A 17,367-nucleotide genomic window follows, 5' to 3' on the forward strand; every position below is an offset into this window, starting at 1 on the left:
ATCCCCGCCCTCCCGTCGGCCTGGAGCCGATGGTCATGCCCGTCGCGTGGGGCGGGCCACCTGTCATGTCAGAGGTCGCTACGATGGTAATGGACATCAATGAAATTCGTGAATATCTGCCCCACCGCTACCCCTTTCTGCTGGTGGACAGGGTGACGGAACTTGCCCTTGGCGAATCCATCGTTGCCTACAAGAATGTCAGCATCAACGAGCCGTTCTTTAACGGCCATTTCCCGCATCACCCGATCATGCCGGGTGTGCTGGTGATCGAGGCGATGGCCCAGGCATGCGGTATTCTCGGATTCAAGACTGTGAACAAGCTGCCGGCCGATGGCTATGTGTATTATCTGGTCGGAAGTGACAATGTTCGCTTCAAGCGCCCGGTGATGCCCGGTGACCAGTTGCGCCTGGAGGCACTGGTGGAACGCGAGAAGCGGGGTATCTGGAAGTTTGCCTGCAAGGCCACCGTGGACGGCGATGTGGCGTGCGAGGCCGAGATCATCTGTGCCGAGAGGAAGGTCGCTTGATTCATCCCACCGCCATCGTCGACCCCGGAGCTCGCCTGGCCGATGACGTCGAGGTCGGTCCCTTCTCGGTGATCGGCCCGGATGTCGAGATCGGCGCCGGTTCCCGTATCGGGCCTCATGTCGTGCTCAAGGGCCCCACGGTACTCGGCGAACGTACGCGCATCTTTCAGTTCGCCTCGGTCGGCGAGGACTGTCAGGACAAGAAATATGCGGGCGAGCCGACCCGCCTGGTCATGGGCGATGACAACGTGGTGCGCGAAGGCGTCACCCTGCATCGCGGCACTGTCCAGGATCGGGGGGAGACGACCATCGGCTCGCGTAACCTGTTCATGGCCTATGCCCACGTCGGGCATGACTGCGTGATCGGCGATGACTGCATCCTGGCCAACCAGGTCACCCTGGCCGGTCATGTGACGCTGGGCAATTTCTCCATACTCGGTGGTCTGTCGGCCGTGCACCAGTTCTGTCATTTCGGCGAGCATGCCATGGCGGGCGGAGGCTCGATCATCACCAAGGACACCCCGGCCTACGTGATGATCAACGGCAATCCCGCCCAGGTTCACGGCCTCAACCTGGTGGGGCTGCGGCGCCGCGGGTTCAGCAACGAGTCGCTCAAGGCGCTGGGCGATGCCTATCGCCTGGTTTACCGCCAGGGGCTGACCGTCGAACAGGCGCTGACCACTATACGTTCGCGCTATTCCCTGCCGGAGACCGAGACCTTCGCGGCCTCCATCGAAGCGTCGTCACGGGGCATCATTCGCTGAGCGAGGCGGTGCCATGGGCATGCAACGCATCTATGTCGTCGCCGGGGAGCTTTCCGGCGACATCCTCGGTGCCGGGCTGGTACGTGAGTTCAAGGCGCGTCATCCCGAGGCGGAATTTCGTGGCATCGGCGGGCCGCGCATGATCGCCGAGGGCGTCGACAGTCGCTTCCCCCTGGAGACTTTGTCCGTGATGGGGCTGGTCGAGGTGCTCAAGCACCTGCCCAGGCTCGTGGGTGTGCGCCGGACCCTGCGGCGAGACGCACTCGACTGGCAGCCCGACATCATGATCGGCATCGATGCTCCCGACTTCAACCTAGGGCTGGAGCGCCAGTTGCGCGAGGCCGGCCTGACCACGGCGCATTATGTCAGCCCCTCTGTATGGGCCTGGCGCCAAGGGCGGGTCAAGGGCATCGCGCGCGCCGTGGATGCCATGTTGACCTTCCTGCCTTTCGAGGCGGCCTTCTATGCGCGCCACCGGGTTCCGGTGGCCTATGTCGGGCATCCCCTGGCCGATGAGCTGCCGCTGACCAACGATAGGGCGGCGGCTCGTGAAGCGCTGGGTCTCCCGGCCCATGGCACGCTGCTGGCGGTGTTGCCAGGGTCGCGATCCAATGAAATACGCTTCCTGGGGGCGACCTTCCTGGAGGCTGCCGAGCGGCTATGCACCGAACGCCCGGAACTGAACGTCGTCATTCCCGCCGCCACGGCGGCTCGTCGGGAAGAGCTGGAAGCCCTGCTGGCCGAGCGCGAGGCCCTGAGCGGTCGCGTGACCCTGGTCGAGGGACGCTCGCGGGAGGCCATGGTCGCCAGCGACCTGGTGCTCCTGACCTCGGGCACCGCAGCCCTGGAGGCGATGCTGTGTCACCGCGCCATGCTGGTGGCCTATCGCATGGCCCCCATGACGCACTTTCTGGCCAAGCGTCTGGTCAAGACCGAGTGGATCTCGCTGCCTAACCTGATCGCCCGTGAGACGCTGGTCCCCGAATTGATTCAGGACGCGGCCAGTGCAGATGCCATTGCCGCCCGACTGGCTGAGTTTCTCGATGATGACGAGGCACGTGCGGCTCTGGAGGAACGCTTTGCCGCCATGCACGCGGAGCTCCGTCGGGGTGCCAGCCGGCGTGCCTGCGATGCCATCGAGGCACTGGTGGAAGGACGGGCGTTGCCGGCCTCGGTGGCGCCGGAAGGGGCGCTGCGGGAGGAGACCGGTTCATGAATGCCAAGACATTGCCACCTCTGGTCATCGATTACCACGGCGAGCGGTTGGCCGGTGTCGACGAGGTGGGGCGAGGCCCCCTGGTCGGGTCCGTGGTAGCGGCGGCGGTGATTCTCGACCCCGCCGATGCCATCACCGGACTGACCGATTCCAAGAAGCTGACCGCCCGGCGACGCGAGGCGCTCGATGCCGAGATTCGCGAACGGGCAATGGCCTGGTCGGTTGCCGAGGCCACGGCCGAGGAAATCGACACGCTGAACATCTATCACGCCACGCACCTGGCCATGCGGCGAGCCATCGATGCCCTGAGTCCCGCTGCCGAGTATCTGCTGGTGGACGGTAATCGCCTGCCCGGGCATCATGTGCCGGGACAGGCGGTGGTCAAGGGCGATGCCCGTCACGCGGCGATTGCCGCCGCCTCGATCCTGGCCAAGGTGGCTCGCGATGCCGGCATGCAGGCCCTGGATGCCCGATATCCCGATTATGGTTTCGCTCGTCACAAGGGCTATCCGACTCGCGAGCATCTGGCCGCCCTGGAGCGCCTGGGGCCACTGCCCGAGCATCGGCGTTCATTTGCGCCGGTGAAACGTCAGCTGGCGCTGTTCTGATCCACCAAGCCCCGAGTTCATCATGACCACACCCTTCGTCCATCTGCGCGTTCACAGTGAGTTTTCCCTGGTCGACGGTCTGATACGCCTCAAGCCGTTGATCAAGGCGGCGGTGGATCAGGGAACCCCGGCATTGGCGCTGACCGACGAAGCCAACCTCTTCGCCCTGGTCAAGTATTACACCGGCGCCCAGGGGGCCGGCCTCAAGCCGATCATCGGCAGCGACCTGTGGCTGACCAATCCGCATGACGATGAGCACCCGTATCGCCTGACGCTGCTGGCGATGGACGGGACCGGTTATCGCAACCTCACCGAGCTGATTTCGCGCGGCTGGGTGGAAGGCCAGCGACAGGGCCGGGCGTTGCTCGATCGCTCCTGGGTGATGGCCCAGAGCGAGGGGTTGATCGCGCTTTCCGGTGGCCGCGAGGGAGACATCGGCCGTCATCTGCTGTCCGATCACCACGCCGAGGCACGCGCCTTGCTCGACGAGTGGAACGCGGCCTTTCCCGGTCGCTATTACCTGGAGCTGACGCGTACCGGCCGCGCCCTGGAAGAAGAATGCGTGCACCTCTCGGTGGATCTCGCCGTCGAGACGGGCACGCCGGTGGTGGCCACCAATGATGTGCGCTTCCTCGAGCGCGAGGATTTCTGGGCCCACGAGACACGGGTGGCGATCGGTGAAGGCAAGGCGCTGGATGATCCGAGGCGCGAGCGTCATTACACCGAGGAGCAGTACCTCAAGAGCCCCGAGGAGATGGCCGAGCTGTTCTCCGATATCCCCGAGGCGCTCGAGAACAGCGTGATGATCGCGGCGCGCTGCAACGTCGATGTTCGCCTGGGTGAGATCTTCCTGCCCGAGTACGGGATTCCCGAGGGCATGACCCAGGAGGAATTCTTCCGCAAGGTGTCCCACGACGGCCTCACCGAACGCCTGGACTTCCTCTATCCGGCCGAACGCTATCCCCGGGATGGCGCGGAATATGCCGAGATCGACGCGCGTTATCGCGAGCGCCTCGACTTCGAGCTCGACATCATCTTGCAGATGGGCTTTCCCGGCTACTTCCTGATCGTGATGGACTTCATCCAGTGGGCCAAGGACAACGATGTCCCGGTCGGCCCCGGGCGGGGGTCCGGTGCCGGCTCGCTGGTGGCCTATGCACAGAAGATCACCGATCTGGACCCCCTCGAGTACGATCTGCTGTTCGAGCGCTTCCTCAACCCGGAACGTGTCTCCATGCCCGACTTCGACGTCGACTTCTGCATGGAGAAGCGTGATCGAGTGATCGAGTATGTGGCCGAACGATACGGACGCAATGCAGTCTCGCAGATCGTCACCTTCGGCACCATGGCCGCCAAGGCGGTGGTGCGCGACGTGGCCAGGGCGCAGGGCAAGCCTTATTCCCTGGGGGACAAGCTTTCCAAGCTGATTCCCTTCGAGGTGGGCATGACACTCGGCAAGGCGATCGAGGACGAGCCCCAGCTTCAGGAATTTCTCGAGGCTGACGAAGATGCCCAGGAAATCTGGGACATGGCGCTCAAGCTCGAGGGGATCACCCGAGGTACCGGCAAGCATGCCGGCGGTGTGGTGATCGCGCCGACCAAGCTGACCGACTTCTCGCCGTTGCTGTGCGACGAGGATGGCAGCGGCCTGCGGGTGCAGTACGACAAGAACGACATCGAAGACGCCGGCCTGGTCAAGTTCGACTTTCTGGGGTTGCGCACCCTGACCATCATCGACTGGGCGCTGGAGATGGTCGACAAGGTGCGGGCCGCCAAGGGCGAGGGACCGCTGAACATCGACACCATCCCGCTCGATGATGTGGCGACCTTCGACATGCTCAAGAAGGCCGAGACGACGGCGGTCTTTCAGCTGGAATCGCGCGGCATGAAGGAGCTGATCAAGCGTCTGCTGCCCGACTCGCTGGAAGACATGATCGCCCTGGTGGCCTTGTTCCGTCCGGGTCCCCTGCAGTCGGGCATGGTCGACGACTTCATCAACCGCAAGCACGGCCGGGCCGAGGTCGCCTATCCTCACCCCGACTACCAGCATGAGCTGCTCAAGCCGGTGCTCGGCCCGACCTACGGCATCATCCTGTATCAGGAGCAGGTGATGCAGATCGCCCAGGTGATGGCCGGCTACAGCCTGGGCCAGGCCGACCTGCTGCGCCGAGCCATGGGCAAGAAGAAGCCCGAGGAGATGGCCAAGCAGCGTACCGGCTTCCTCGAGGGCTGCGAGGCCAACGGCATCGATCGCGACCTGGCCGGCAACCTGTTCGATCTGGTGGAAAAATTCGCCGGCTACGGCTTCAACAAGTCGCACTCGGCCGCTTACGCCCTGGTGTCCTACCAGACCGCCTGGCTGAAGGCGCATTATCCCGGCCCCTTCATGGCGGCGGTTCTCTCCACCGAGATGGACAACCTCGACAAGGTGGTGCCCTTGATCGAGGAGTGTCGGCATCTTGGGCTTACCGTGACACCGCCGGACGTCAATGTCGGTGGCTTCAAGTTCACCGTCGATGCCGATGGCCGGGTGATCTATGGCCTGGGGGCGATCCGTGGTGTGGGCGAAGGGCCCATCGGGGCCATCGTCGAGGCGCGGGAGTCGGAGGGCGAGTTCCGTGACCTGTTCGACTTCTGCCGTCGCGTCGACCCCCAGCGCATGAACAAGCGGACCCTCGAGGCATTGATCCGCGCGGGCGCGCTGGACAACCTGGGGCCCAGCCGGGCGGTGCTCACCGCGGCGCTGGACGATGCCCTCAAGGCTGCCGCCCAGAATCAGGCCAACCAGAACCTCGGCATGATGGACATGTTCGGCGATGCCCTCTTCGACGATCCGGGCGACGACGAGGCTGACGTCTATGCCGATTATCGTCGCGTTCGCGACTGGTCCGACAAGGAGCGGCTGGCCGGCGAGAAGGACACCCTCGGGCTTTATCTCACCGGACATCCGATCGACGAGTACGAGCAGGAACTGTCGCGCTTCGTCTCGACCCGGATTGTCGATCTCAAGCCATCTCGTGAGCCGCAGCGGGTAGCCGGGCTGGTGGTGAACGTGCGTACCATGAAATCCAAGCGCGGCGATACCATGGCCTTCGTGACCCTGGATGACCGCACCGGCCGCATCGAGGCCTCACTGTTCGGTGAGCTGTTCGATTCCCTGCGCGGTCGCATCGATACCGACCAGGTGTTGATCATCGAGGGCGAGGTCTCCACCGATGACTATTCCGGTGGCCTGCGGCTGCGCGGCAAGGACGTCACCCCGATGGTCGATGCCCGGACTCGCTTTGGCCAGGCGGTGGAGCTGTCGCTCGATGGGGCCGGGGTCAACGGCCGGCTGGTCGACAGCCTGCGTGACAGCCTCGCGCCATATTGCGATGATGGCGGGTTGCCGGTTCGCTTGCGCTACCGTAATGCCGAAGCCACCGGCTGGCTGGAACTGGCCGAGCAGTGGCGAGTCCAGCCCAGCGACGAACTGCTGCTCGCCTTGCGCGAGGTGCAGGGGCAGGATGGCGTGCGCCTCAAGTACCGATGATCAGGTGGCGGGCCCGCGTACCGTGTACAGGGCCCGTCTTGCGTGGGATTGTCAGGGTGCGATAATGCCCGCCATTCGACGATTTTTCCCTCGGTCATCCCGCGGCCGACGAGACAAGGCTAGCCCATGAATCCGAATTACCTAGATTTCGAACAGCCCATCGCCGAGCTTCAGGCCAAGATCGAAGAACTGCGCATGGTCGGCAACGACAGCCAGGTCAACCTGAGCGATGAGATCGGCCGGCTCGAGGAAAAGAGCCGCAAGCTCACCGAGTCGATCTTCAAGGACCTGAGCGCCTGGCAGGTCTCGCAATTGTCCCGGCATCCGCAGCGTCCCTATACCCTGGATTATCTGGAGCACGTCTTCACCGACTTCGACGAGCTTCACGGCGATCGTCGCTTCGCCGACGACGCCGCCATCGTCGGCGGTGTGGCGCGTCTGGATGACAAGCCGGTCATGGTCATTGGCCATCAGAAGGGCCGTGACGTGCACGAGAAGGTGCGTCGCAACTTCGGCATGCCGCGCCCTGAAGGCTACCGCAAGGCATGTCGCCTGATGGAAATGGCCGAGCGCTTCCGCATGCCGGTGCTGACCTTCATCGATACCCCGGGCGCCTATCCCGGCATCGATGCGGAAGAGCGGGGGCAGAGCGAGGCCATCGCCTATAACTTGGGCGTGATGTCGCGCCTCAGGACGCCGATCATCTCCACGGTGGTGGGCGAGGGCGGTTCCGGTGGCGCGCTGGCCATCGGTGTCTGCGATGAACTGGCCATGCTGCAGTATTCCACCTATTCGGTGATCTCGCCGGAGGGCTGTGCTTCCATCCTGTGGAAGAGCGCCGAGAAGGCTTCGGAAGCGGCCCAGGCCATGGGCATCACGGCCGAACGCCTCAAGGAGCTGGGATTCGTCGATACCTTGATTCCCGAGCCTCTGGGCGGCGCCCATCGTCAGCCAGCGGTCACCGCCGACCGGATCAAGACCGCGCTGCTGGAGAGCCTGGATCGCCTCGAGGCCATGGAGACCGATGTGCTGCTGGAGCGGCGGTATGAGCGGTTGATGTCTTACGGCGCCCCTGTTTGATATCGAGCCTTTCGGCGCTCGACCAGGCGGCGTTGGAGACGACCTCAGCCTGCTCCTCTGCCCGCCTGTGAACGCCGCGGCTTCGGTCTTCACCGCCTTGCGACCCACAGGGATGTGGGAAGTGCGTTGGCCCGTCGGGAACGGGCCTAGCCCTGATCGTCGCTCGAAGAGGCCACGGGGTCGCTGGATGGTCGCGATGCTTGGAGCAAGGTTCAGCGAGCCCATTCATCGCTTCGTTTCGTCCGAGCGGTTTCCCTGCCCATGAGCGCCGAGCCTTCTTCCCTGCAAGCCTTGATCGACGATGCCCTGGCGGCGACGCCGCCGGGGCGTACGGTCTGGGTGGCGCTGTCCGGTGGACTCGATTCTTCCCTTCTGTTGACGCTGGCGGTGGAGGCGAGCCGACGCCATCCACGGCCGCTGCGTGCCTTGCACGTTCATCATGGCCTGCAGGCCGCTGCCGACGACTTCGAGTGCCATTGTCGCGAGCTTTGCGAGCGCCTGGGCGTGTCGCTGTGCGTCGAGCGGGTGAATGTCGAGGTGTCGAGTGGCGAGGGCCTGGAAGGTGCGGCACGGCGCGCCCGCTATGCAGCCTTTGCGCGTTGCGTGGGAGAGGGCGATACCCTCTGGTTGGCCCAGCATCGTGACGATCAGGCTGAAACCTTCCTGCTGGCGGCACTGCGTGGTGCTGGCCTGCGCGGCCTGGCCGCCATGCCTGTCGAGCGTGAGCAGGCCGGGGCGCGGCTGGCACGCCCCTGGCTCGGGGTTTCCCGGGCAGCCCTGGAGGCCGAGGCGGCGCGCCGAGCGCTTGCCTGGGTCGAGGATCCGAGCAACGCCGAGACTCACCAGGATCGCAACTTTCTGCGTCATCGCGTGATGCCGGTACTGGCGCGGCGCTGGCCCGAAGCCAGTGCGTCGCTGGCGCGCAGTGCCGAATTGGCCGGCGAGGCCGATGGCCTGCTCGATGAGTTCGCCAGTGAGGATCTGGCGCGCTTGGGCGGGAATCCGGGCTGTCTGGCTGTCGATGCCCTGCAAGCCTTCTCGGCGCCGCGCTGTCGCCTGTTGATTCGCCATTGCCTGAGTCGCCAGGGGTTGCCAGCGCCGCCGGCCAGGCGACTGGATAGCCTGCTCGACCAGCTCGAGGCGCGCCGCGATGCCGAGGTGCGGGTCGCCTGGTCGGGAGGTGAGGCTCGGATCTGGCGCAAGACGCTGTACTTGATGGCACCTCCCGTGTCGCTGCCGCCTGACTGGCGAGGCGAATGGGACGGTCGGTCGCCGCTGGTGACGCCGCTGGGTGAATTCCGCATGGGGCTCGTTCGCGAGGATGGCTCACCCGCGCGCCTGACGCTGGCGCCTCGTCTCGGTGGAGAGCACTTGCGACTGCCGGGGCGGGGGGCGCGCGATCTCAAGCGCGTGCTGCAGGAGCGCGAAGTGCCTCCCTGGGAGAGGGCGCGAGCATGGGTGGTCTGGCAGGGCGAATGCGTGGTGGCGGTAGGCGGCCCCGCGGGGTGGCTGGCGCTCGCCGAGGGATGGCGAGCGCCCTGAGCTCAGATCAGCGTCAGTTCCAGGCCGGCGGCATGCTGGTAGGCGACTTCTTGCTCGAGATCGGCCAGCAACAGGTTGAGATCGTCACTCTCGTCGCAGTGCAGGGTCAGCGCCTCGCCCGAGGCGCGAAGCTCGGGTTGGGCGGGCGGCTGCTCGGGACGCGAGTGGTTGAGCAGCACCGCCAGGCGCAACAGGCGTGCCAGGCGTCCATGGGGAACCTGCTCGGACGAGGGCAGGGCCTGCCATTCCTTGGTCGGGAACTTGCGTCGGTGGGCGCGGACGAGAAAGGCGAGCAGCCGCTGTTCGGGACGCGAGAACCCTGACAGATCGGAGTGTTCCAGCAGGTAGGCGCCATGTCGATGGAACTGGCTGTGCGAGATGGCCAGCCCGATCTCGTGCAGCCGGCTTGCCCATTCAAGGAAGCGAGCCTGGTCATCGTCCAGCGCCCAGGCATCGCGGACCTGCGCCAGCAGTCCCAGGGCCGTGGCGGCGACGTTGTCGGCCTGCCGGCGGTCGACGTCGTAACGTTGTATCAGGGCATCCAGCGTTTTCAGGCGTGGGTCTTCCGGGCTGTTGCGGCCGACGAGGTCGTAGAGCACACCTTCGCGCAGGGCGCCGTCGGCATAGCGCATTTCCTCAAGGTCGAAGGCTTCGAAGATGGCGACGAGAATCGCCACCCCGGCGGGAAAGACGCGTGCGCGGTCCGCCTTGAGTCCGGTCAGGGAAACCTTGTCCAGGCGCTTGGTCTTGATCAGGCGCTTGCGCAGGTCGAGCAGGCCCTGGCGGGTTATCACCCCTTCGGGAGACTTGCCGGCGGCGGCGATCACGGCGGCGGCCGCCTTGATGGTGCCACTGGAGCCGACCGGATCCAGCCAGCCGATCTTCTGGTAGGGGCGGCGGATGTTGGCGAGCTCCGAGAGCGCGGCCAGCTCGGCGCGTCGCATGCGCTTCTCGCTGAGTTCGCCGTTGTTGAAGAAGCGGCGGGTAAAGGTCACGCACCCCATGCTGAGACTTTCCAGGGCCAGGGGGTCGAAGTGCTCGCCGATGATGAGTTCCGTGGAGCCGCCGCCGATGTCGACGATCAGCCGGCGACCGTCCTCGGCCAGGGCGTGCGCCGCGCCAAGGTAGATCAGACGCGCTTCCTCGCGACCGGCGATGATCTCGATGCGGGTGCCCAGCAGGGCCTCGGCCCGATCGATGAACGCCTGGCTGTTGTCGGCGCTGCGCAGGGCGTTGGTGCCGACGACCCGCAGGTTACGTGGCGTGATGTCTTCGAGAAAGGGCGCGAAGCGGGCCAGGCAGTCCAGGGCTCGCGTCATGGCGGCCTCGTCGAGCAGGCCGTCCTCGCCGACGCCATCGGCCAGCTGCACCTTTTCTCCTTTGCGGGCAACCACCTGCAGCCGGTCATGCTGATAGTTGGCGACCAGCAGGTGGAAGCTGTTGGAGCCGAGGTCGATGGCGGCGAGGCGTCGCGGCTCTTCCTGTGTCGTCGTGCCGCTCGGGGCGGCGTCCGGTCTGTCCTTGAGCGCTGTCATGACGGGTCCTTCAGGGTGACAGGTCAAAGGTTGCGGGCCCCCGTGGAGCTTGTCAATCGTCGAACGCATGGGGGCTTGCGTTTCGCCGCGGCGTTGACTAGTATCGGGGCGTTCGCCTGTTCCGAATGCTTTCCGACCGCTCAACGGCGACTGCGCCGCGGTCAAACTCCAAGTCGTCAGATAGCCCACTGCATCAGCCCGTGATATTGGTCTTCGGCCAGATCCGCTGATTCAGGCGAAACTAACCTGCTCCCTCGATATACGTTCATGGTCGACATCCCCGTACTTGGCGGTTGTCCCTCCATGGCCATAGGATCCGCGCAAACGAGAGCAGCCTGTCCGGGCTCTGAACGCACCCAACTATGGCGTTTCCGTCTCGCCTTCTGTCCATCACGGCGCATATCGCCCGGCTTTCAAGAGCAACGTCTGAACACACCGATGAATCTTACCGAACTCAAGCAAAAGCCCGTGCCGGAACTCCTGGAGATTGCCCGCGAAATGGGCATCGACAATCTGGCGCGCTCCCGTAAGCAGGACATCATCTTTGCCATTCTCAAGAAGCACGCCAAGAGCGGCGAGGCCATCTACGGGGATGGTGTGCTGGAGATCCTGCAGGACGGGTTCGGCTTCCTGCGTAGCGCCGACAGTTCCTATCTGGCCGGCCCCGATGACATCTACGTCTCGCCTTCTCAGATCCGGCGCTTCAATCTGCGCAAGGGCGACTCCATTTCCGGCAAGATTCGTCCGCCCAAGGAAGGGGAGCGTTACTTCGCGCTGTTGAAGGTCAGTCAGATCAACTTCGACAAGCCGGAAAACGCCAAGCACAAGATCCTCTTCGAGAACCTCACGCCGCTGTTCCCCCAGGAACGACTGCGCATGGAGATCGGCAACGGCTCCACTGAGGATCTGACGGCGCGGATCATCGACCTGACCTCGCCCATTGGCAAGGGACAGCGTGGCCTTCTGGTGTCTCCGCCCAAGGCGGGCAAGACGCTGATGTTGCAGAACATCGCCACGTCCATCACCCGCAACAATCCCGAGTGTCACCTGATCGTGCTGCTGATCGACGAGCGGCCCGAGGAGGTCACCGAGATGTCGCGCACGGTGCGTGGCGAGGTGGTGGCCTCGACCTTCGACGAGCCGCCGGCACGTCACGTGCAGGTCGCCGAAATGGTCATCGAGAAGGCCAAGCGACTGGTCGAGCACAAGCGTGACGTGGTGGTCCTGCTCGACTCCATCACGCGCCTGGCCCGGGCCTACAACACCGTCGTGCCGTCCTCGGGCAAGGTGCTGACCGGTGGTGTCGACGCCCATGCCCTCGAGAAGCCCAAGCGCTTCTTCGGTGCGGCACGTAACATCGAGGAAGGCGGCAGCCTGACCATCATCGCCACGGCGCTGGTCGATACCGGCTCCAAGATGGACGAGGTGATCTTCGAGGAGTTCAAGGGCACCGGCAATATGGAGGCCCACCTGGACCGCAAGCTGGCCGAGAAGCGTGTCTATCCGGCGCTCAACATCCGTCGCTCCGGCACCCGCCGCGAAGATCTCATTGCCTCCGAGGAGGAAATGCAGCGCATGTGGATCCTGCGCAAGCTGCTCAATCCCATGGAAGACGTGGCGGCCACCGAGTTCCTGATCGATCGCTTGAAGGATACCAAGACCAACCTGGAATTCTTCGAGGCCATGAAAAGACGTTGATTCTGGCCTGCAGCACTCGACGATGCGGCGTTGGAAAACAGCTCAAGCTGCTCATTTACTAAAGTAAACTCCGCACTTTCGCTGTTTTCCGCCTTGTCTCGTCTTCGCTCGCAACGGCCAGCTCTCAACGCCTCGCCGCTCTTCTTCATTTTCGGGTCGATCGGCGCAGGGGTGTCGGGCAATGGCGCCCAGGCGCAGCATCCCGAAGGGGCAGCATGATATGCTGCCCCTTTTGCTGTGTGTCGTTCGGGAAACGGGAAGGCCGCATGAAGTACAAGGATCTGCGCGAGTTCATCGCGGTGCTGGAGCAACAGGGCGAGCTCACGCGCGTCACTGCCGAGGTGGATCCCTATCTCGAGATCACCGAAATCTGTGACCGCACTCTGCGTGCCGGTGGCCCGGCGCTGCTGTTCGAGAACGTCAAGGGACACGACATGCCGCTGCTCGGCAATCTGTTCGGAACGCCGAGGCGGGTTGCCATGGGCATGGGGCAGGAGTCGGTGAGCGCGCTCGGCGAGGTGGGCGAGCTGCTGGCCTTCCTCAAGGAGCCCGAGCCGCCCAAGGGGTTCCGCGATGCGCTGGACAAGCTGCCGGTCTTCAAGCAGGTCATGCGCATGGGCCCCAAGACGGTTCGCAAGGCGCCGGTCCAGGAGCTGGTGTATGAGGGCGACGAGGTCGATCTCGACCGCTTGCCCATCCAGCATTGCTGGCCAGGCGATGCCGCGCCGCTGATCACCTGGCCGCTGGTGGTGACCCGGGGGCCGAACAAGTCGCGCCAGAATCTGGGCATCTATCGGCAGCAGAAGCTCTCGCGCAATCGCTTGATCATGCGCTGGCTGTCCCATCGAGGCGGTGCGCTGGACTATCAGGAGTGGCGCGAGTCGCATCCCGGCGAGCCTTTCCCGGTGGCGGTGGCGCTGGGGGCCGACCCGGCGACCATTCTCGGCGCCGTGACGCCGGTGCCCGATACGCTCTCCGAGTACGCCTTCGCTGGCCTGCTGCGCGGGTCGCGCACCGAATTGGTCAAGGGCGGGCATGTCGACCTCGAGGTGCCCGCCTCGGCGGAGATCATCCTCGAAGGCGTCATTCATCCCGACGACACGGCGCCGGAAGGCCCCTACGGCGACCATACCGGCTACTACAACGAGGTGGAGGAGTTTCCGGTCTTCACCGTGACGCGCATGACCATGCGACGCGACGCCATCTATCACTCCACCTATACAGGACGCCCTCCGGACGAGCCGGCGGTGCTCGGGCTGGCGCTCAATGAAGTGTTCGTGCCCATCCTGCGCAAGCAGTTTCCCGAGATCGTCGACTTCTATCTACCGCCCGAAGGGTGCTCTTACCGCATGGCGGTGGTGACCATGAAGAAGCAGTATCCGGGCCATGCCAAGCGGGTGATGATGGGCGTGTGGAGCTTCCTGCGCCAGTTCATGTACACCAAATTCGTGGTGGTGCTCGACGATGACGTGAACGCCCGAGACTGGCGGGATGTCATCTGGGCGATCACTACGCGCATGGACCCTGCCCGGGATACCGTGATGGTCGAAAACACGCCCATCGATTATCTGGACTTCGCCTCCCCGGTGGCGGGGCTCGGTTCCAAGATGGGGCTGGATGCCACCAGCAAGTGGCCAGGTGAGACCGAGCGCGAGTGGGGCCGACCCATCGTCATGGACGAGGCGGTGAAGGCCAGGGTCAGCGAGCGCTGGGCAGAGCTTGGCATCGAATTCCCCGACACCGACAAGAGGCATGCATGACAGCCAGAACCCTGACTTGCCGGGTAGCAGAGGTCGAGGACCTCACGCCCGACGTCTTTCGCGTTTATCTGGAAGGCCGTGCCGAGGCCGTGGCCCACGCGGCCGGCCAGTATCTCGAACTCGATATCGGTGAGGGGGAATGGGTGCCTTTCTCCATTGCCAATGCCCATGGCGGGGATGGGCGCATCGAGCTGCATATCCAGCATTGGCCGGAACGCAGCAACTCAGCCAAGCTGCGTGAGTTACTGGTGGAGGCCGAGCAGCTCAGGCTGCGCCTTCCCAGCGGCGACTGCATCATCGATCCCGACAGTCGGCGCCCCTTGCTGCTGGTGGCTGCCGGCACCGGCTTCGCACAGATGAAGGCCATCGTGGAGTCGGCCCTGGCCGAAGACCCCGAGCGTCATGTCGAGCTGTGGTGGGCGGCCAAGGAGCGTCGGGATTTCTACCTGGAACGCTTGCCCCGGGAGTGGGCTGCGGCGTATCCCCATGTCCACTTTCACGGCGTCAGCGAGGCCGGGGTGGCGGCGGATTTCGATGACGAACGGGTGAGTGGACACCGTGGGCGCGTGGACGAGGTGCTGGCACAGCGGCTTGCCGATGTCTCCGCCCACGATGTCTACCTGTCCGGCTCGCCGGGCATGGTCTATGCCTGTGTCGATGTCCTGGCATCGCTTGGGTTGGTGCCGTCCCGGGTGTTTTCCGATGTCTTTGCCTACGCGCCGAGAGAGCCTCTGGTGCCGACCGTAGGGAGTCTGGTCAAGGAGAGAAGGGCATGAGCGCGGCACCGATCCTGATCACCGGCGGGGCACAGCGACTCGGTCGGCACTGTGCCGAGCGGTTGTGTGACGATGGCCATCCGGTGATCGTCACCTATCGTCGCGAACGGCCGGCACTGGATGCCCTGCGCGAGCGTGGCATCGTGACGCTGCAGGCCGATTTCGGTGACGAGGCGGGCATTCGCGATTTCATGGCGCGGCTTCGGGAAACCACCTCGTCGCTGCGGGCCATCGTCCATAATGCCAGCGACTGGTTACCCGATGCCGAGGGCGGTGAGGCCGGCACCAACTTCGAGCACCTGTTCCGGGTGCACATGCTGGCGCCTTACCTGATCAACCTCGAGGCGCGCGAGCTTCTCGAGGCGTGCGGCGAGCCGTTGCGCGACATCGTGCACATGACCGACTACGTGGCGACCCGAGGATCGCGCAAGCATATCGCCTATGCGGCTTCCAAGGCGGGGCTGGAGAACCTGACGCTGTCCTTTGCCGCCCGCTATGCCCCCACGATCCAGGTCAACGCCATCGCGCCGGCCATGATCATGCTGGGCGAGAACGACGATGAGGCCTATGCGGAGAAGGCCAGGGCCAAGTCGGCGATGGCCACGATTCCCGGCCCCGGCGTGATCTACGAGAGCCTGCGCTATCTGCTCGACAACCGCTATGTGACCGGGACGACACTGCCGGTGGATGGCGGCCGACACCTGCGCTAGTGATGCCATCGACGGTGTGGAGCACATGAGCGCTTGTCATCGGCGTCACGACACGGCAGGATGTTGGGGAGATTTCAGGAGACGACCATGCCCGCGAGCCCTTGCACCCGATTCCTACGTTCCGCCCCGCAGGCGGCGTATGGTCGTGGGCAGCGTTTCGAGGGCCGGTGGCCCGGCTATCGCTATTGGTTTAGCGACGGCGTGCCGGCGGTCGTGTCCTGACGCCAAGACAGCGAAGGACACCACCGCGAGGCTCGCCCCACCCAGGGTTGCCTCCATCGACGAAACCCCCGGACGGCAACCCCGCCCGGGGGTTTTGTGTTTTGTCCCATGCATTCATCGAGGAGAACGACCATGACCGTCAACCATCGCTTCCATGCCGACCGCCGTATCCTGGGACGGGACTATTACGGTTACGGCTGGCGATTTAGCGTTGCGTGGTCGGGCCTGGATGCCACCTCCGACCGTGAGCTTGCCGGTGGCACGACGACAGCCAATCGATGTTCACGCTCACGGAGTTGAAGCTCATGAATGCCCCCGTTTCCTCGCTTTCTCGACACGCCCTGACCGACCGTACCGGCGAGACTGTCTTGCCAACCCCGGAAGCACTTCGTCACGACGTCTCGCTTGCCACGCCGCTCGCCGGTCGTATCCAGCAACACCGCCAGGCCATCCGTGACATCCTTGCCGGCCGCGATGACCGTCTGCTGGTGATCGTCGGCCCCTGTTCGATTCATGATCCCGTCGCCGCCCTCGACTATGCTCGCCGCCTGGCCGAGCTGGCACCGCGTATCGACGATCGCATCCTACCGGTGATGCGGGTCTATGTAGAAAAACCTCGCACTACCGTGGGCTGGAAGGGGCTGGCCTATGACCCGGATCTCAATGGTCGCGGTGACATGGCGCGGGGCCTTTCGCTGTCGCGCCGACTGATGCGAGACATCGCTGAACTGGGGCTGCCGGTCGCCACCGAACTCTTGCAGCCGATGCTGGCCGCCTATCTGGACGACCTGCTGTCCTGGGTCGCCATCGGGGCGCGTACCACGGAGTCCCAGCTGCATCGGGAACTGGCTAGCGGGCTCGAGGCCGTCGTGGGGTTCAAGAATGCCACCAGCGGAGACATCGGAGTCGCGCTGGATGCCATGCATGCCGCTCGGCACCCTCATCAGCATTTCGCCATGGCGCCGGATGGAAGCCCGGTGGTGCGCGAGACTGCCGGCAATCCTCACACCCATGTGGTCCTGCGGGGCGGGCACGGTGAACCCAATTACCGGGCTCCCCAGGTGGCGGCGAGTCGCCGGGCCCTGGCGGACGCGGGTCTCTCGCCGCGCCTGATGGTGGACTGCAGCCATGCCAATGCCCGCAAGGACCATCGACGCCAGAGCGAAGTGATGCTCGACGTGCTGGGGCAACGCCTGGCGGGCGACGATGCCTTGATCGGCCTGATGCTCGAGAGCCACATCCACGAGGGCAAGCAGCCTCTCGAACCCGATCATCTACGCTATGGCGTCTCGGTGACCGATGCCTGCATCGGCTGGGAGACGACCGAGCACCTGTTGCTGACGGCGGCCGAGAAGTTGCGCCGGGCTTCGCCCGGCGCTGGAAGTTGAGAGCTGTAA

General features: G+C 64.7%; 14 protein-coding genes. 13 read left to right on the plus strand and 1 reads right to left on the minus strand.

The window, feature by feature from the left end; genetic code table 11:
- The first annotated feature begins 83 nt into the window (after positions 1-83).
- The 7 genes from fabZ to tilS all read left to right on the plus strand — a co-directional run bounded on the left by fabZ (position 84) and on the right by tilS (position 9,269).
- On the plus strand, positions 84-527 hold the full coding sequence (gene fabZ, locus A9O65_RS10730) for a 3-hydroxyacyl-ACP dehydratase FabZ (protein WP_064699643.1): 444 nt from the start codon (positions 84-86) through the stop codon (positions 525-527).
- Complete coding sequence (gene lpxA / locus A9O65_RS10735) at positions 524-1,291, plus strand: acyl-ACP--UDP-N-acetylglucosamine O-acyltransferase (RefSeq protein WP_064699642.1); 768 nt, start codon at positions 524-526, stop codon at positions 1,289-1,291. The genes fabZ and lpxA overlap by 4 nt, the downstream gene beginning before the upstream one ends.
- Positions 1,292-1,304: 13 nt before the next feature.
- Entirely contained in the window at positions 1,305-2,507 is a 1,203-nt protein-coding gene (gene lpxB / locus A9O65_RS10740; RefSeq protein ID WP_064702115.1) for a lipid-A-disaccharide synthase, read from the plus strand.
- Positions 2,504-3,115 carry a ribonuclease HII gene (gene rnhB / locus A9O65_RS10745; RefSeq protein ID WP_064699640.1) on the plus strand — a complete coding sequence of 204 codons (612 nt, stop codon included), beginning with the start codon at positions 2,504-2,506 and terminating at the stop codon, positions 3,113-3,115. Before lpxB ends, rnhB begins: the two co-directional genes overlap by 4 nt.
- A gap of 22 nt (positions 3,116-3,137) precedes the next feature.
- On the plus strand, positions 3,138-6,647 hold the full coding sequence (gene dnaE, locus A9O65_RS10750; protein ID WP_064699639.1) for a DNA polymerase III subunit alpha: 3,510 nt from the start codon (positions 3,138-3,140) through the stop codon (positions 6,645-6,647).
- Between the two features lie 126 nt (positions 6,648-6,773).
- The gene (gene accA / locus A9O65_RS10755) at positions 6,774-7,727 is read left to right on the plus strand and encodes an acetyl-CoA carboxylase carboxyl transferase subunit alpha (protein ID WP_064699638.1); all 954 of its coding nucleotides are present in this window, start codon (positions 6,774-6,776) and stop codon (positions 7,725-7,727) included.
- Between the two features lie 261 nt (positions 7,728-7,988).
- Complete coding sequence (tilS, locus tag A9O65_RS10760) at positions 7,989-9,269, plus strand: tRNA lysidine(34) synthetase TilS (protein WP_064702116.1); 1,281 nt, start codon at positions 7,989-7,991, stop codon at positions 9,267-9,269.
- Between the two features lie 2 nt (positions 9,270-9,271).
- On the opposite strand, the gene ppx is transcribed toward tilS, so the two are convergent.
- On the minus strand, positions 9,272-10,804 hold the full coding sequence (gene ppx, locus A9O65_RS10765) for an exopolyphosphatase (protein WP_064699637.1): 1,533 nt from the start codon (positions 10,802-10,804) through the stop codon (positions 9,272-9,274).
- A gap of 438 nt (positions 10,805-11,242) precedes the next feature.
- Here ppx and rho point away from each other — a divergent pair, with 438 nt between their 5' ends.
- From rho to A9O65_RS10790, 6 genes are all read left to right on the plus strand, one after another.
- Positions 11,243-12,502, plus strand: a complete 1,260-nt coding sequence (gene rho / locus A9O65_RS10770; protein WP_064699636.1) for a transcription termination factor Rho — start codon at positions 11,243-11,245, stop codon at positions 12,500-12,502.
- A gap of 266 nt (positions 12,503-12,768) precedes the next feature.
- Entirely contained in the window at positions 12,769-14,262 is a 1,494-nt protein-coding gene (gene ubiD / locus A9O65_RS10775; RefSeq protein WP_064699635.1) for a 4-hydroxy-3-polyprenylbenzoate decarboxylase, read from the plus strand.
- Positions 14,259-15,038, plus strand: a complete 780-nt coding sequence (locus A9O65_RS10780) for an NAD(P)H-flavin reductase (protein ID WP_064699634.1) — start codon at positions 14,259-14,261, stop codon at positions 15,036-15,038. Before ubiD ends, A9O65_RS10780 begins: the two co-directional genes overlap by 4 nt.
- A complete protein-coding gene (gene folM, locus A9O65_RS10785) occupies positions 15,035-15,748 on the plus strand; it encodes a dihydromonapterin reductase (RefSeq protein ID WP_064699633.1) in 714 nt (237 codons plus the stop codon). The genes A9O65_RS10780 and folM overlap by 4 nt, the downstream gene beginning before the upstream one ends.
- Positions 15,749-16,102: 354 nt before the next feature.
- Complete coding sequence (locus tag A9O65_RS17370) at positions 16,103-16,270, plus strand: hypothetical protein (RefSeq protein WP_175473437.1); 168 nt, start codon at positions 16,103-16,105, stop codon at positions 16,268-16,270.
- 5 nt (positions 16,271-16,275) lie between these two features.
- On the plus strand, positions 16,276-17,358 hold the full coding sequence (locus tag A9O65_RS10790; protein ID WP_064702195.1) for a 3-deoxy-7-phosphoheptulonate synthase: 1,083 nt from the start codon (positions 16,276-16,278) through the stop codon (positions 17,356-17,358).
- The last annotated feature ends 9 nt before the right edge of the window (positions 17,359-17,367 follow it).

The sequence above is a fragment of the Halomonas caseinilytica genome (assembly GCF_001662305.1).
GTDB classification, from domain to species: Bacteria; Pseudomonadota; Gammaproteobacteria; order Pseudomonadales; family Halomonadaceae; genus Halomonas; species Halomonas caseinilytica.

Bases quoted from the DNA above. Each gene is read 5' to 3' on its own strand.
- fabZ (WP_064699643.1), top strand. From the start codon at position 84: ATGGTAATGGACATCAATGAAATTCGTGAATATCTGCCCCACCGCTAC.
- lpxB (WP_064702115.1), top strand. From the start codon at position 1,305: ATGGGCATGCAACGCATCTATGTCGTCGCCGGGGAGCTTTCCGGCGAC.
- rnhB (WP_064699640.1), top strand. From the start codon at position 2,504: ATGAATGCCAAGACATTGCCACCTCTGGTCATCGATTACCACGGCGAG.
- dnaE (WP_064699639.1), top strand. From the start codon at position 3,138: ATGACCACACCCTTCGTCCATCTGCGCGTTCACAGTGAGTTTTCCCTG.
- accA (WP_064699638.1), top strand. From the start codon at position 6,774: ATGAATCCGAATTACCTAGATTTCGAACAGCCCATCGCCGAGCTTCAG.
- tilS (WP_064702116.1), top strand. From the start codon at position 7,989: ATGAGCGCCGAGCCTTCTTCCCTGCAAGCCTTGATCGACGATGCCCTG.
- ppx (WP_064699637.1), bottom strand. From the start codon at position 10,804: ATGACAGCGCTCAAGGACAGACCGGACGCCGCCCCGAGCGGCACGACG.
- rho (WP_064699636.1), top strand. From the start codon at position 11,243: ATGAATCTTACCGAACTCAAGCAAAAGCCCGTGCCGGAACTCCTGGAG.
- ubiD (WP_064699635.1), top strand. From the start codon at position 12,769: ATGAAGTACAAGGATCTGCGCGAGTTCATCGCGGTGCTGGAGCAACAG.
- A9O65_RS10780 (WP_064699634.1), top strand. From the start codon at position 14,259: ATGACAGCCAGAACCCTGACTTGCCGGGTAGCAGAGGTCGAGGACCTC.
- folM (WP_064699633.1), top strand. From the start codon at position 15,035: ATGAGCGCGGCACCGATCCTGATCACCGGCGGGGCACAGCGACTCGGT.
- A9O65_RS17370 (WP_175473437.1), top strand. From the start codon at position 16,103: ATGACCGTCAACCATCGCTTCCATGCCGACCGCCGTATCCTGGGACGG.
- A9O65_RS10790 (WP_064702195.1), top strand. From the start codon at position 16,276: ATGAATGCCCCCGTTTCCTCGCTTTCTCGACACGCCCTGACCGACCGT.